The following is a 14,882-nucleotide window of genomic DNA, read 5'->3' on the forward strand; positions in this document are numbered from 1 at the left end:
CATACTGTAAACATTTTGATTGAAAAAAATGTCGGATTATGATATAATAATCTACACTATCGTTAAAGGAGAATATATTATGAAGAGGATCGGAAAAAAAGGTAGGTTTGTACTGCTGCTTGTTCTTCAAATTCTGGTTGTTTTAACAATGGTTGCGGAAATATTCAACAGAAATTTCTACAATGTATTTCTGTGTCTGCTAACTTTGGTTTTATTTAACATTCCGAGATTTGTAGACTTAAAATTGAACATAAAATTACCGACAATGCTTGAAGTTGTAATTTTATTATTCATATTCGCGGCGGAAATACTCGGTGAGATACAAAGTTTTTATACGATTTTTCCGTATTGGGACACTATACTCCATACAATTAACGGATTTATAATGGCGGCGATAGGCTTTGCACTTATTGATATTTTAAATCAAGACCCGAGATTTCATATTAATATGTCACCGTTTTTTGTAGCGTTCGTGGCATTTTGTTTTTCTATGACGGTCGGAGTTGTTTGGGAGTTCTTTGAGTTTGGTATGGACCAAATTTTCGGAATGGATATGCAGAAAGATTTTATCGTGAATGCAATACATTCCGCAACGCTTAATCCGAACGGACTTAACGGCACGGTCAGCTTAAACGGCATAACAAGTACGATTGTGAACTATAACGGAGGACAGTACGTTATAGAGGGAGGGTATCTTGATGTCGGAATAATCGATACAATGAAAGACCTTATGGTAAACTGTATCGGTGCGGTTGTATTTTCGATTATCGGAATACTTTACATAAAGCACAGAGGTAAAGGAAAGATTGCGAAAAGTTTTATTCCGCTTATGAAAACAACAGAGGAAATTGAAGAAACACAAAAAATGATTGAAGAATTTAAGAGTAAGAAAAGGAGAAATAAGAATGAGAAAGTTAAGCTTAATGTTGGCGTCAATAATGACGGTGACAATGGCATTGGTTCCGACAGTACAGGCGAGTGATATTACGGTAAAGGTAAACGGTGAGGAAATTCATCCCGAAATGGCACCTGTAATTGTTGAAGAAAGAACACTTGTACCTCTTAGAGCTGTTTCGGAGGCACTTGGCTGTGACGTGTCGTGGGACGCAGATACAAAGGGTATAACACTTTGTGACGGAAGTAATCTGTATTTTACTTGGATTGACAAAGACCACGCATTTAAAACCTCGGCAACTGCGCTTGAAGATACAACTGTAATGGATGTGCCGCCGACTATAATGAACGATTATACAATGGTACCGCTAAGAGCAATATCGGAAATGTTCGGCGCAACGGTTAATTGGGACGGCGGTACATCAACCGTTACAATCGACTACACGAAGAAAAATGTAGAAGAAGGACTTGCAAAGAAATTTGAAACATACGAAAAGGTTTTAAATCAAAAATATGACGCATATAAAAATTATGCGGATGATACGGGAAATATCGTAAGAGCTGAAATTCAACTTGAGGACGGCGGTAATATTGAGCTTGAACTTTATCCGGATATTGCACCGAAAACGGTTGCAAATTTTGTTAAACTTGCAAATGAAAATTTTTATGACGGGCTTGTGTTCCACAGAGTTATAAAAGACTTTATGATTCAGGGCGGCGGCTATGATACCGATATGACACAGCACGAAACGGATACAATAACAGGTGAATTTATCCAAAACGGATACTTTAATATGATACCTCACGAAAGAGGTGTTATATCAATGGCAAGAACGGCGATAAGTATGGACAGTGCGTCGAGTCAGTTCTTTATTATGCACCAAGACAGTCCGTCGCTTAACGGTCAGTATGCGTCATTCGGTAAGGTAACATCGGGTATGGAATATGTGGATAAAATCGCGGAAACAGAAACTCATTCACTAACTGATATGGGTATGGACGATGTACCTGTTCAAAATCAAATCATCAAGACAATAGTTATCAAATAGCTTTTGGCATATATTGTTCGTTGAATTAAATCACTCCCGTATGGTATAGTATCATACAGAAGGGAGTGATTTTTGTTTTGCGTAAAAAAGATAAAATCGGAATAATTGAAAAACTCGGACAGAAAATACCTGACCCTGTTATAATTTTTATATTGCTTTATATATTGGTACTTGTTGTAACGGGGATATTCGGAGGAAATACATTCTCTATGACTTCGGCTGACGGTACAAGCGTGAGTTATGAGATTAAAAATATGTTCACTGCCGAAAATATAAGGTGGATATTCTCAAATGCGATACTTGATAATTGGCTCGGATATGCCGGAGGTATAGTAGGTACTATATTAATAGTAATGTTTGGTATAGGCATAGCGGAAGAATCGGGACTTTTGTCGGCACTTATAAGACGTATTGGTACAAATATATCGGATAAGCTGCTGCCGTTTGTGCTTGTATTTCTCGGAATAATGAGTAATATTGCGACAGATGCGGGATATTTGATTTTGATACCGCTTGCCGGACTTTTATATGTCGGTATAGGAAAAAATCCGCTTATAGGTATGGCGGCGGCATTTGCAGGCGTAAGTGCAGGATTCAGTGCGAATTTGATACCGGCAACGGTTGTTGACGTTATAATCGGTACAAATGCGGAGGCTTTTGCAAGCAGTCAGAATATACCGTTCGTTTCGTATCTCGGGAAAGCGATAAATCCTATGACAATGCACTATTATTTTATGCTTGCGTCAACGGTAATGCTTGTAATAATAGGCGGATTTGTTACAATAAAGTTTGTAAAACCTAAATTTGAAAAACAGAAATATATAATTCCGTCAGATATAAATGTAAGTGAATTTGCTGTTTCGGATAAAGAAAAAAGAGCACTGTGGTGGTCGGGTGCGGGACTTTTGACAGCACTTGCAGCAGCGGCATTGCTTGGATTCGGACCGCTTTCGTCATACGTTGACGAAACAGGTAAAACCGTAACACCGTTTCTTGATAACATCATATTGATAATTACATTTATATTCTTTGTTCCGGGAATGTTTTACGGATATGCTGTGGGTAAGTTCAGAAAACTCAGCGATATGGTCGGAGCTATGTCCAAGCAAATCGGTACAATGGGATATGCGATTGTTTTGACGTTCTTCAGCTATAACTTCCTGTCACTTTTGACTTATACAAACTTGGGAACATATATAACGTATATCGGAGCAATGGGCTTGCAGACGGTCGGTGCGTCAAATTCGCCGATATTGCTTATAATCGGCTTTATATTGATAACAGGATTTATTAATCTGTTTGTCGGCGGATTGAGTTCAAAATGGATGTTGCTCGGACCGATTTTTGTGCCGATGCTATACCATGTAAACAGCTCAATGACGCCCGATGTTGTTGCGGCGGCATACAGAATTGCCGATTCGTCAACGAATATCATAACACCGCTTATGACGTATGCGGGAGTGGTGCTTATGTATATGCGAAAGTATAAACCGGAATTTACGGCTGGTAACTTAATATCAATGATGATTCCGTATTCGGTTATATTTATGGTATCGTGGACATTGCTGTTAATGGCATTTATTCTGTTCAAAATTCCGTTGGGATTTTAAAAATAAAAAGCGCGAATCTGTTTAGATTTGCGCTTTTTTGATTTGAGAAGGTTATGTTTGAATAAATGAATAAAAAATAACATAATATATAGGAAGGTTTGGAATTAAGACAATTAAACAAAAAGTGAAAATATACTCATTGTTCTTTGTGCAAAGTGCAACAAAGAAAAGGATAAATTTGTGTATAAGTGAGAAAATAAAAGAATAAACGACAAATAACGATAAAATTGTTTAAAAATATACGTTTGTCGGAAAACTAAGGGTTGAAAATAATAAGTATTATGGTAAAATAGATATAGTATCAAAAAGAGAAAGAGGGGAAATATGTGTCAAAGACTTTACTTGTCGAAATAAGAAATATTGCAATAGGTGTAATCATACTCGGAGCGGTGCAAGTGCTTGTTACTTTGCCGACAAAGTTTTTTGGTTTATCTGCAATATTCGGAACACTTCTCGGATGTGCGGTGGCAATTTTAAACTTTGCACTTATGGGAATTATCCTTGAAAGATGTGTGTCAAAGCAAAAAGGTGCGTCCGGACTTATGGGAGTCGGTTATATAGGTAGGCTGGCACTTATTGCACTTGCGGTAATTTGGGCAACAAAGGTTGATTATCTAAACTATGTATGCGTTATAATTCCGCTTATATTCCCGCAGATTTCTATATTCATACTAAATCTTACGAGAAAAAAGGAAAGGGAAGTGTCAGAAGATGAACGGACCTAAAGTTTTATTTGAGATACCGCTTTTCGGTGGAATTAAAGTAACCGAAAGTATAGTCAATATGTGGATTATAATGGCGGCACTCGTGATAGTGTCTGTATGGCTGACACACGGTATGCGAGTAAGAAATCCGTCAAAAAAACAACTTGTGGCAGAAAAACTCATTACAATGCTTTACAATCTTGTAAAGGATACAATGGGTGAAAAATATATGTCGTTCGCACCGTATATAGGAACGCTTTTTATATTTTCGATAGTCGGAAGTTTATCATCGCTTACGGGTTTAAGACCGATAACGGCTGATTTAAGCGTTATACTTTCGTGGTCGATAGTGACGTTCCTTATGATACAGGTGACGAACATCAAAAATCACGGTGTTCTCGGTTGGCTTAAGTCGTTTACCGAACCTGTACCGGTTATAACGCCGCTCAACCTTATAAGTGAAATCGCAAATCCTGTTTCAATGACGTTCCGTCATTTCGGTAATATTGCCGCAGGTCTTGTTATAACATCACTTGTATACGGCGGTTTGGCGAGTCTTAGCAGTGTTATACTTTCATGGATACCAAATGATTTCTTTGCAACAATACCGATTTTACAAGTCGGTATTCCGGCAATACTTTCGGTTTACTTTGACCTGTTCACAAGCTTTTTGCAGGCATATATAATCTGTATGCTTACGATGGTGTTTGTTCAAGGTGCAGGCGACTAAAAAACAACAATAAAAAACAACAATAAATATAAAACAAAGGAGATTTAAAAAATGGAAAGAGCAATTATATTAGCGGCGTCGGCAATAGGTGCGGGACTTGCAATGATAGCAGGTGTCGGACCGGGTATAGGACAAGGTTTTGCGGCAGGTAAGGCGGCAGAGGCAGTCGGCAGACAGCCTGAGGCAAAGGGCGCAATTACTTCAACAATGTTGTTTGGTTGTGCGGTTGCGGAATCAACAGGTATTTACGGTCTTGTTGTCGCATTGATTTTATTGTTTGCAAATCCGCTTATAGGACTTCTTTAATCAAACAGCGAAAGGATGAGAGCAAATGAATGAATATTTGCCTTTTGTATCCATAGACACATGGACAATGATTTTTACGTGGGCAAACCTGCTCATATTGTTTCTGCTTTTAAAGAAGTTTTTGTTTAAACCTGTAACGAAGATACTTGATGAACGCGCAGAAGAAATCGAAAATTCGTATAAACAGGCAGAGGAAACCAACGATAAGGCGATAAGCCTTAAAAGTGAATACGAAGAAAAACTTTTGTCTGCAAAAAATGAGGCTGACGGTATAATAAAATCGGCGGTTGAAACGGCGGACAGACGCTCTGAATCTATTGTAAATGAGGCAAATGAAAAAGTTCGGTATATAATGGAAAAGAGTCAAAAGCAGATTGAACAAGATAAGCAGAACGCAGTCACTGACGCAAAGAGAGAGATTGCGTCTATGGCTGTCGATGCGGCAGAAAAAATTATAGGCAAAAAATTAACTGACAGTGATGATGAAGAACTAATTTCTGATATTATTGATAGAATGTAGGTGATTTATATGTCTGCACCACAGACTTACGGTGCCTCGCTTTACGACCTTGCAAAAGATGAGGGGATGTCAAGAGAGATTTTGGTTGATCTTGAGGGGATTGTTTCGTTATTTAACGAACACCCTGCATATGTTAAAATACTTGATGCACCTCAAATCGAACGTGATGACCTTATGGAGATACTCAACGAAGATTTCTTGGGCAAGGTGAACAGATATGTTTTGAATTTCTTAAAGTTACTTTCGGAAAAGCATAGTGTACATCACATCGGGGAATGTTTTAAAACATATGAAAAGCTGTATAATGAGGACAATAGTATAAAAATTGTTAATGTTACAACAGCAAAGCCTATAGGCAAGCATTTGGAAGAAAAACTATTGCAGAAACTTGAAAAGAAAACAGGCGGAAAAGTAGTTTTGAAAATGCACGTTGATAAAAAATGTATAGGCGGAATTATAATCGAAACAGATGGTATACGGATTGATTCAAGTATAAAATCAGGACTTGAAGATTTAAAAAAAGCTTTGATATAGCATAGGAGTAGAAGATGCAGGATTTAAGCAAAGTTATAAAGGACAGAATTAAAAATTACGATAATATAATACGCGAAACAGAAACGGGTTATGTTATAGAAGTCGGTGACGGAATTGCACGTATACACGGACTTGACGCGTGTATGGCGGGTGAGCTTATCGAACTTGACGGCGGAGTTATGTCTATGGCGCTGAACCTTGAAGAAGATAACGTCAGCGTTGTTATTCTCGGTGATGATACGGGAATAAAAGAGGGCAGTATCGCGAAACGTACCGGACGTGTTGCAGACGTTCCAGTTGGTGATGCACTTTTGGGTCGTGTTGTTGACGCTCTCGGAAACCCTATTGACGGCAAGGGTGCGATAAACACAACCGAAACACGACCTGTCGAATCTCCGGCGTCGGGAATTATCGAACGTAAGTCTGTAAGCGTGCCTTTGCAGACAGGTATAAAGGCGATTGACTCTATGATACCTATTGGCAGAGGACAGAGAGAACTTATAATCGGTGACAGACAAACAGGTAAAACGGCAATTGCGGTTGATACCATTATAAACCAAAAAGATACGGACGTACTTTGTATTTACGTTGCGATAGGTCAAAAGCGTTCAACGGTTGCGTCAATCGTTGATACGCTTGAAAAGGCCGGTGCGATGGATTATACGATTGTCGTTTCCGCAACGGCGTCTGAAATGCCGGCACTTCAATATATTGCACCGTATGCAGGTTGTGCAATGGGCGAATATTTTATGTATAAAGGCAAGGACGTTTTGATTGTGTATGACGATTTGTCAAAACACGCAGTAGCATACAGAGCGTTGTCGCTGCTTTTAAGACGTTCACCGGGACGTGAGGCGTATCCTGGCGATGTATTCTATTTACATTCAAGATTGCTTGAAAGAGCGGCGAGATTGTCGGACGATTTGGGCGGCGGCTCGCTTACGGCATTGCCGATTATAGAAACACAGGCGGGCGATGTTTCGGCATATATACCGACAAACGTAATTTCAATTACGGACGGACAGATATTCCTTGAAACGGAATTATTCCATTCGGGCATTATGCCGGCGGTTAATCCCGGTATAAGCGTGTCGCGTGTAGGCGGTAACGCACAGATAAAGGCAATGAAAAAAGTTGCCGGAAGTCTGAAACTTTCGTATTCACAGTACAGAGAACTTCAAGCATTCGCACAGTTCGGCTCGGACTTGGATAAAGACACAAAAATGCGTCTTGCAAAGGGTGAGAGAATAGTTGAAGTGCTAAAGCAAGGAAGAAACACGCCGATAAGAGTATCATTGCAAGTGGTAATTATTTATGCGGTTATAAACGATTTGCTTGAAGATATACCTGTTGAAAGAATACAGGAATTTGAAACATCATTATTTGAGTATATTGAAAATAATGCACATGATATAATAGATACGATTGAAAACACAGGTGAAATGAGTAAAGAATGTGAAGAAAAAATCCGTTCATCTGTTGAAGATTGTAAGAAACGTTTTGTAAAGTAGGGGGGATGCTCTGATGTCTGCTTCATCAATGAAGACAATAAAAAACAGAATAAAGAGTATAAGCTCGACTATGCAGATAACAAAAGCCATGGAGCTTGTTGCCGCGTCAAAAATGCGTAAAGCGTCCGAGGGTATTGAGCGTTCAAAGCCGTATTTTAATATACTTCACGAAACGCTTGAAGATATAGCAAAGGATAATAAGGATTTCAGTTCTGTATTTACGCGTGAGAGAGAGGGCAAAACGTGTCATATTGTTATAGCTGGTGACAGAGGTCTTGCAGGCGGATATAACAACAATTTGTTTAAATCTCTTGACATAAAAGACGGAGATATAATTTTTCCGATAGGTAAAAAGGTTGTGGAGCATTTCGGTGAAGATAATGTGTATACCGACACATATGCCAAAGCAGGCGATATAAAAATCTCCGATTGTCACGCAATAGGAAGTTTATTGGCAAAGGCATATGAAAAGGGCGAATTTACGCACCTTATTCTTTCGTATACAAGCTTTGTCAATATGCTTACGCAAGAGCCTAAGACGGAAAATGTTCTGCCGATAAGAGTTGAGCATACAAAAGATGGTATGCGTAATATGAATTACAGCCTTATTGTGTATGAGCCTGACGCAGAGGAAACTTTTGCACAGATAATACCTTATTATATTTCCGGAATGGTGTACGGTGCTGTGTCGGAATCGGTTGCGTCGGAATTATCGGCACGAAGAAATGCGATGGAATCCGCAACGGACAATGCATCGGAAATGATTGAAAATCTGAGTCTTGAATATAACAGAGCAAGACAGGCGTCAATCACGCAGGAACTTACAGAGATAATATCAGGTGCGAATAATATATAAAAAGGATTTGAAAATATGAATAACGTTGGAAAAATAGTTCAAATAATAGGTCCTGTCCTTGATATAAGGTTTGAGGACTGTGAATTGCCTAATATTTTAAATGCCATTGAAATTGACAATAAAGGTCAAAGGCTTGTTGCGGAAGTTGCACAGCATATAGGCGACAATGTTGTCAGATGTATTTCGATGGGCTCGACGGACGGACTTGTCAGAGGTATGGACGCCGTTGACACAGGTGAGGGAATTAAAGTGCCTGTCGGTGAAGAAACACTCGGAAGAATTTTTAACGTTTTGGGTGATGCGGTTGATAATATGCCTAATCCCGAAACAAAAGAAAAATGGTGTATACATCGTGAGCCGCCGACATACGAAGAACAAAATCCGACAACGGAAATACTTGAAACGGGTATTAAGGTTGTTGACCTTATTGCACCGTATGCAAAAGGCGGTAAAATAGGTCTTTTCGGCGGTGCCGGTGTCGGCAAGACTGTTCTTATAATGGAGCTTATCAATAATATCGCTAAGGAACACGGCGGTATCAGTGTTTTCGCCGGTGTCGGCGAGAGAACGAGAGAGGGTAACGACCTTTATAATGAAATGAAAGAGTCGGGCGTTATCAATAAGACTGCGCTTGTTTACGGTCAGATGAACGAGCCGCCGGGTGCAAGAATGAGAGTTGCGCTTTCTGGACTTACAATGGCTGAATATTTCAGAGATAAGCAACATCAGGACGTGCTTTTGTTTATTGATAATATTTTCAGATTTACACAAGCCGGTTCGGAGGTTTCGGCACTTATCGGACGTATTCCGTCGGCGGTTGGTTATCAGCCTACACTTTCTACTGAAATGGGTGCTTTGCAGGAGAGAATTACATCTACAAAGAACGGTTCTATAACTTCGATACAAGCTGTCTATGTGCCTGCGGACGACCTTACAGACCCTGCTCCCGCAACGACATTTGCTCACCTTGACGCAACAACTGTTTTGTCAAGACAGATTTCTTCGTTGGGTATTTATCCGGCGGTTGACCCGCTTGAATCAACGTCAAGAATTTTGACACCCGAAGTTGTGGGTAAGGAACATTACGAAACAGCAAGAGCGGTACAGCGTATAATTCAAAGATATACCGAATTGCAGGATATTATTGCGATTATGGGTATGGACGAACTTTCGGAAGAGGACAAGAATACCGTAAACAGAGCGAGAAAGGTTCAGAGATTTTTGTCACAGCCGTTCTCTGTTGCGGAACAGTTTACAGGTATGCAAGGTAAATACGTTCCGATTAAAGAAACAATTCGCGGCTTTAAGGAAATTATCGAGGGTAAATGTGATGATATTCCCGAATCGTGTTTCCTTTTCGCGGGCGGTATTGACGAAGTTCGTGAAAAAGCAAAGAAAATGGGTGAATGATTATGAATACATTTCATTTACAGATAGTAACGCCCGACGGACTTATGTTTGACGGTGATGCGGAAAAATTACTTGTTCGTACTACTGAGGGTGATGTCGGTATTATGAGCGGTCACTGCGATTATGTAACGCCTGTCGATACGGGTGTGGCAAAAGTTACAACGAACGGCGATGTAAGAACGGCGGCGTGTTCGGGCGGACTTTTGAATGTGAAAAAAGGAACGGTCAGACTTGTTGCAAGTACATTTGAATGGTCCGAAGATATTGACGTTGAACGTGCGTTGAGGGCAAAAGAGGCGGCGGAAAAGAAAATTAAAGAAGCTTCCGACTACGAAGAAAGAGCCGCTGAAATAAAATTAAAAAGAGCACTTACGAGAATACGTGTAGGTGAAGGAAAATAGTAAAAAGGGGACACTAAAAATTAGTGTCCCCTCAGATTGTCAATAAATTGTCCGGAACGTGCAAAATATTATTCTTATAATTTAATAAAAAACAAAAGGCAAGCCTATCTTTAATATACGGCTTGCCTTTGCACTTTCAGCGAAAATAAACTCTAACGTACCTGTGTACGCCGACAAGTTCATTTTCGCAGAATCCAAACTAATTTCTTGACATCTGCCGATATGCAGATAAAATAAAAATTTGCTAATCGTATTGACAAAAATTAGCCGCTCGGATATACTAAAATATGAATAGGAGGACAAGGTATGCAGATTGAAAAATACTACAATGATTTAAACACATTGCATATTAATACAGAAGAAAACAGAGCGTATTATATGCCGTGTTCGGATATAGAAAATGCAAGAAAGGAAACGAATGACAGAAAGCAGGATTTAAACGGTGAGTGGAATTTTATGTATTACACTTGCATTGATGATGTTCCGGAAGATTTTAAGGACGGAAATACAGACGGCTTTGATAAAATTCCTGTACCATCATGTTGGCAAACTCAAGGTTATGACCGCCATCAATATACAAATACAAGATATCCGTTTCCGTATAATCCGCCGTATGTTCCGTATGACAATCCGTGCGGTGCGTATGTAACTCATTTTGAATCGGATAATGATTATAGGAAGTATTTGAATTTTGAGGGTGTGGATTCTTGTTTTTATGTGTGGGTGAACGGCGAATTTGTCGGTTACAGTCAAGTATCACATTCAACATCTGAATTTGATATTACAGATAAGGTTAAAAACGGCGATAATATACTTTGTGTGTTGGTTTTTAAATGGTGTGACGGAAGTTATCTTGAGGATCAGGATAAGTTCAGAATGAGTGGTATTTTCAGAGATGTGTACATTTTAAATCGTCCGCAGAAGCATATCCGCGACTATAAAATCGAAACAGATATTCAAGGAAAAATTAATATTGAATTGGATTCGGACACTGATGTGAGCTTTGTTCTTGAAAATGAAAAAGGCGAGATATACAGTGGGGACAGTAAAACTATAACGGTTGAAAAACCGATACTTTGGAACGCGGAATATCCGTATTTATATACATTGTATCTTGTAACGGAAGATGAGGTTATACGCGAAAAAATCGGTTTCAGAGAAATAAAAATTGATGACGGAATTGTTTTTCTTAATAATAAACCTATAAAAATGAAAGGCGTAAACCGTCATGACAGTGACCCTGTAACAGGATATACCATAAGCCGCGAGCAAGCCGAAAAAGATTTAAAGCTTATGAAACAGCATAATATCAATGCACTTCGCACAAGTCACTATCCAAATGCTCCGTGGCTTATGCAGTTGTGCGACGAATACGGCTTTTATGTTATTGCGGAATCTGATATTGAAATTCACGGAACAGCATCATTTTTCGGCGGTTCACAAGCCGTTACATTCGGATTGCTTGCGCAAAATTCCGATTGGGAAAATGCAATTTTGGACAGAGTTCAGAGAAATGTTATACGCGATAAAAACAGAACAAGCGTGTGCATTTGGTCGCTCGGCAATGAGGGCGGTTACGGCGTGAATTTTGAGAAAGCTGGCAGATGGGTTAAGGAATATGACTCCACAAGATTGACGCATTACGAAAGCAGTATGTGGCAGATGGAGGGACATATAAACGATACCTCAATGCTTGATGTTGAAAGTACCATGTATGCGGATTATAAGTGGATAGACAAGTATTTTGAAAATCCGGGTGAAGTGGTTTGGCACAGAGTCAGTCTTGGAAAAGGCAGTGAATACGGCGGTGCGGGCGAATGGATAAATCTTTCGGAGAGTAAACTCGGCAAGAAAGAAAAGGAACAAATGGCGGTTGTAAAACCGTATATGCAGTGCGAATTTATACACGCAATGGGTAACGGCCCCGGCGGTATAAAGGAATATATAGACCGCCTATACAGATATGACGGATTTTTCGGTGCATTCGCTTGGGAATGGTGCGACCATGCCATTGATATGGGGGACAGTAAATATTTTTACGGCGGTGATTTCGGCGAATATCCGAATGACGGTAATTTCTGCGTTGACGGACTTGTTTATCCCGACAGACGACCTCATACAGGACTTTTGGAATACAAGCAGGCTATTAAACCGTTTGCGATAAAATCATACAGCAATATTATGGTGGTGGAAAATCGTTACGATTTTGCGGAGCTTGACGATAAACTTTATTTTGAAGTCAACGGTGAAAGAATGGAATTTGATGTTCCGCCGAGAGGAAAAAAGAGTTTTCCGCGTCCGAATGGTGATGTCGTAATGGTTAAGGCATATCAAAAGAGCGACACGCTTTGGGCGAAAAAAGGATATGAAGTAGGCTTTGAACAACTTATTGTAAATGACACTGTGCCGAAACTTGAAACTGTCAATGCAGACGGAAGTTTTGAAGTATCGGAGCAAGGCAGAAACATTACGATAAAAGGCAATAATTTTGAATATATCTTTGATAAATCAACAGGTAATTTCAAAAAACTTTCCGATGCGGTTACAAGACCTGTTGAATGGAATATGTGGAGAGCACCGACTGACAACGACAGAAATATTATGCGTGATTGGATAAATGCCGATTATCATAGAGAACAAAGCTACGTCTACGACTGTACTTATGATGTGACTGATACAGTTACGATAAAGTGTCATAATGCGCTTATTCCCGTTGTGCAGCGCAAGCATATGGATATTGAAACCGTATGGACGATTTATGCAAACGGTATTGTTGATATGCAGTCGAGCGTTAAAGTGGGCGAAAATCTGCCTGTAATTCCGCGATTTGGTTTGAGATTTTTCACTAAAGGCGAGAATGTCAAGTATTACGGCTACGGTCCGTATGAAAGTTACAGTGATAAGCACCTTTGCACATATCTTGATGAATTTAATACAACCGTTTCGGATATGTATGAACCATATATAAAACCACAGGAAAACGGAAGTCATTTCGGTACAAGATATGTTGAAACGGAAAATATCAGAGTAAGCTCGGATACTCCGTTTTCATTCAGTGCGTTGCATTACACGCAAGAGGAATTGACCGAAAAGAAACATAATTTTGAACTTGAAAAATGCGACGATACTGTTTTGTGTATTGATTATAAGCAAAACGGTATAGGTCAAAACAGCTGTGGACCGCTTACACAAGAAGAATATCGCTTTGATGAAAGTGAATTTGAATTTAAAATAAGAATTGAAATTAAATAGGAACACAAAAAAGGATAGCGGCAATATGTCGCTATCCTTTATTTTATCTTACCATTTCATCTTGATGACCTGTTGCTTTGTGTGATTTAATAACGCTTTCGATTTCTTCAATACTGCTTGCTGACATATCGCCTGCAACAGTGTTTTTAACAGCTGAAAGTGCGTTGCCGATTTCGATTGCTCTTTCAGGAGTACCGTACTTGATAAGTCCGTAAAGCACACCTGCAAGATATGCGTCACCCGAGCCTATGCGGTCGATAACTTCGATATTATTGTAAGGTTCTTCTTCATAGAAATTACCGTTCATATATATTTTTGAGTTGAAATTATGGTGCGTAGGGCTTACAGCCTCACGTCTTGTTGTTGCAATAAGTGTGCAACCGTAAGTGTCGGCATAGCCTTTCATTATTTCTTCCAAAGTACCTGTTCTCTGCAACATTCTTCTTGATGTTTCTTCCGAAACGAAAAGAAAATCTACATATGGGAATATCGCCTCAACAGTCTTTTTAGCCTCTTCTTCAGACCACAAACTTGCACGGTAGTTTACGTCAAATGAAATATATGCACCTGCCTCGTGGAATTTATGTATCATTTTAATAGCCGTTTCCTTTAGTGATGGGTCAAGTGCAAGCGTAATGCTTGAAATGTGAAAAATCTTAGTTTTTGCGTATATATCCTCCGGAAGTTCGTCAAGAGAAAGTGAACAAAAACTTGAATTTGCTCTGTCATAAATTACCGATGATTTTCGCGGATAAGCACCGCTTTCATAGTAATAAACGCCCAATCTTTTTTGAGGTGAGTGGTCATATATGATATAGTCATCGGACACGTTTCCGTAACGAATTTTATTTCTTATGAAATGTCCCATTTTGTTTTCGGGCAATTTTGTAACTATCGCCGAACGAATACCGAGCATTGCCGCACCCGATACAACGTTAAGTTCACTTCCGCCCGCATTTTTTTCAAATGTTTCGCTTTGAGAAATCTTTTCTTTGTTTGGAGGTGAAAGTCTTAGCATAACTTCGCCTAAACCGATAAGGTCAAAATCAGTATTTTCTTTAAATTCCATAGTAAAATCCTCCATCATAATGAATAATTTTATTAT

The 14,882-nt window shown here is 39.3% G+C and carries 14 protein-coding genes and 1 pseudogene; 14 read left to right on the forward strand and 1 reads right to left on the reverse strand.

Features of this window, described 5'->3' with window-relative positions:
• Nucleotides 1–79 precede the first annotated feature (79 nt).
• The 14 genes and pseudogenes from LKE05_RS09610 (at nt 80) to LKE05_RS09670 (ending at nt 13,777) form a co-directional block, all read left to right on the forward strand.
• Nucleotides 80–982, forward strand: coding sequence for a DUF2238 domain-containing protein (locus tag LKE05_RS09610; RefSeq protein ID WP_308456675.1), 903 nt, complete (start codon nt 80–82; stop codon nt 980–982).
• Nucleotides 951–1,319: pseudogene (locus LKE05_RS14080) on the forward strand (copper amine oxidase N-terminal domain-containing protein); the annotation flags it as partial. The gene LKE05_RS09610 and the pseudogene LKE05_RS14080, both read left to right, overlap by 32 nt.
• Before the next feature lie 126 nt (nt 1,320–1,445).
• Nucleotides 1,446–1,943: a peptidylprolyl isomerase gene (locus LKE05_RS14085; RefSeq protein WP_373367877.1), complete on the forward strand. Its 498-nt coding sequence runs from the start codon at nt 1,446–1,448 to the stop codon at nt 1,941–1,943.
• 77 nt (nt 1,944–2,020) lie between these two features.
• Complete coding sequence (locus LKE05_RS09620) at nt 2,021–3,553, forward strand: AbgT family transporter (RefSeq protein WP_308456677.1); 1,533 nt, start codon at nt 2,021–2,023, stop codon at nt 3,551–3,553.
• A 326-nt stretch (nt 3,554–3,879) separates the two neighbouring features.
• Nucleotides 3,880–4,278, forward strand: a complete 399-nt coding sequence (locus LKE05_RS09625; protein ID WP_022230365.1) for an ATP synthase subunit I — start codon at nt 3,880–3,882, stop codon at nt 4,276–4,278.
• The gene (locus tag LKE05_RS09630; protein ID WP_308456678.1) at nt 4,265–4,987 is read left to right on the forward strand and encodes a F0F1 ATP synthase subunit A; all 723 of its coding nucleotides are present in this window, start codon (nt 4,265–4,267) and stop codon (nt 4,985–4,987) included. Before LKE05_RS09625 ends, LKE05_RS09630 begins: the two co-directional genes overlap by 14 nt.
• A gap of 51 nt (nt 4,988–5,038) precedes the next feature.
• On the forward strand, nt 5,039–5,293 hold the full coding sequence (gene atpE, locus LKE05_RS09635) for an ATP synthase F0 subunit C (protein ID WP_022230367.1): 255 nt from the start codon (nt 5,039–5,041) through the stop codon (nt 5,291–5,293).
• 25 nt (nt 5,294–5,318) lie between these two features.
• On the forward strand, nt 5,319–5,813 hold the full coding sequence (gene atpF / locus LKE05_RS09640) for a F0F1 ATP synthase subunit B (RefSeq protein WP_022230368.1): 495 nt from the start codon (nt 5,319–5,321) through the stop codon (nt 5,811–5,813).
• Between the two features lie 9 nt (nt 5,814–5,822).
• On the forward strand, nt 5,823–6,347 hold the full coding sequence (atpH, locus tag LKE05_RS09645; RefSeq protein WP_308456679.1) for an ATP synthase F1 subunit delta: 525 nt from the start codon (nt 5,823–5,825) through the stop codon (nt 6,345–6,347).
• A gap of 14 nt (nt 6,348–6,361) precedes the next feature.
• A complete protein-coding gene (gene atpA, locus LKE05_RS09650) occupies nt 6,362–7,858 on the forward strand; it encodes a F0F1 ATP synthase subunit alpha (RefSeq protein ID WP_117967996.1) in 1,497 nt (498 codons plus the stop codon).
• A 28-nt stretch (nt 7,859–7,886) separates the two neighbouring features.
• Nucleotides 7,887–8,714 (forward strand): ATP synthase F1 subunit gamma, encoded by an 828-nt coding sequence (gene atpG / locus LKE05_RS09655; protein WP_308456680.1) that lies wholly within the window; start codon nt 7,887–7,889, stop codon nt 8,712–8,714.
• Nucleotides 8,715–8,729: 15 nt separating this feature from the next.
• Nucleotides 8,730–10,124 (forward strand): F0F1 ATP synthase subunit beta, encoded by a 1,395-nt coding sequence (gene atpD / locus LKE05_RS09660; protein ID WP_308456681.1) that lies wholly within the window; start codon nt 8,730–8,732, stop codon nt 10,122–10,124.
• 2 nt (nt 10,125–10,126) lie between these two features.
• Nucleotides 10,127–10,525, forward strand: a complete 399-nt coding sequence (gene atpC / locus LKE05_RS09665; protein ID WP_308456682.1) for an ATP synthase F1 subunit epsilon — start codon at nt 10,127–10,129, stop codon at nt 10,523–10,525.
• Nucleotides 10,526–10,831: 306 nt separating this feature from the next.
• Nucleotides 10,832–13,777 carry a glycoside hydrolase family 2 TIM barrel-domain containing protein gene (locus tag LKE05_RS09670; protein WP_308456683.1) on the forward strand — a complete coding sequence of 982 codons (2,946 nt, stop codon included), beginning with the start codon at nt 10,832–10,834 and terminating at the stop codon, nt 13,775–13,777.
• A 43-nt stretch (nt 13,778–13,820) separates the two neighbouring features.
• On the opposite strand, the gene LKE05_RS09675 is transcribed toward LKE05_RS09670, so the two are convergent.
• Nucleotides 13,821–14,846 carry a sugar kinase gene (locus LKE05_RS09675; protein ID WP_308456684.1) on the reverse strand — a complete coding sequence of 342 codons (1,026 nt, stop codon included), beginning with the start codon at nt 14,844–14,846 and terminating at the stop codon, nt 13,821–13,823.
• Nucleotides 14,847–14,882 lie beyond the last annotated feature (36 nt).

The organism is Hominilimicola fabiformis (genome assembly GCF_020687385.1).
In the GTDB taxonomy this organism is placed as follows: Bacteria; Bacillota; Clostridia; order UBA1381; family UBA1381; genus Hominilimicola; species Hominilimicola fabiformis.

Coding starts and splice junctions, on each gene's coding strand:
- LKE05_RS09610 (WP_308456675.1), top strand. CDS start 80: ATGAAGAGGATCGGAAAAAAAGGTAGGTTTGTACTGCTGCTTGTTCTT.
- LKE05_RS09630 (WP_308456678.1), top strand. CDS start 4,265: ATGAACGGACCTAAAGTTTTATTTGAGATACCGCTTTTCGGTGGAATT.
- atpE (WP_022230367.1), top strand. CDS start 5,039: ATGGAAAGAGCAATTATATTAGCGGCGTCGGCAATAGGTGCGGGACTT.
- atpF (WP_022230368.1), top strand. CDS start 5,319: ATGAATGAATATTTGCCTTTTGTATCCATAGACACATGGACAATGATT.
- atpH (WP_308456679.1), top strand. CDS start 5,823: ATGTCTGCACCACAGACTTACGGTGCCTCGCTTTACGACCTTGCAAAA.
- atpA (WP_117967996.1), top strand. CDS start 6,362: ATGCAGGATTTAAGCAAAGTTATAAAGGACAGAATTAAAAATTACGAT.
- atpG (WP_308456680.1), top strand. CDS start 7,887: ATGAAGACAATAAAAAACAGAATAAAGAGTATAAGCTCGACTATGCAG.
- atpD (WP_308456681.1), top strand. CDS start 8,730: ATGAATAACGTTGGAAAAATAGTTCAAATAATAGGTCCTGTCCTTGAT.
- atpC (WP_308456682.1), top strand. CDS start 10,127: ATGAATACATTTCATTTACAGATAGTAACGCCCGACGGACTTATGTTT.
- LKE05_RS09670 (WP_308456683.1), top strand. CDS start 10,832: ATGCAGATTGAAAAATACTACAATGATTTAAACACATTGCATATTAAT.
- LKE05_RS09675 (WP_308456684.1), bottom strand. CDS start 14,846: ATGGAATTTAAAGAAAATACTGATTTTGACCTTATCGGTTTAGGCGAA.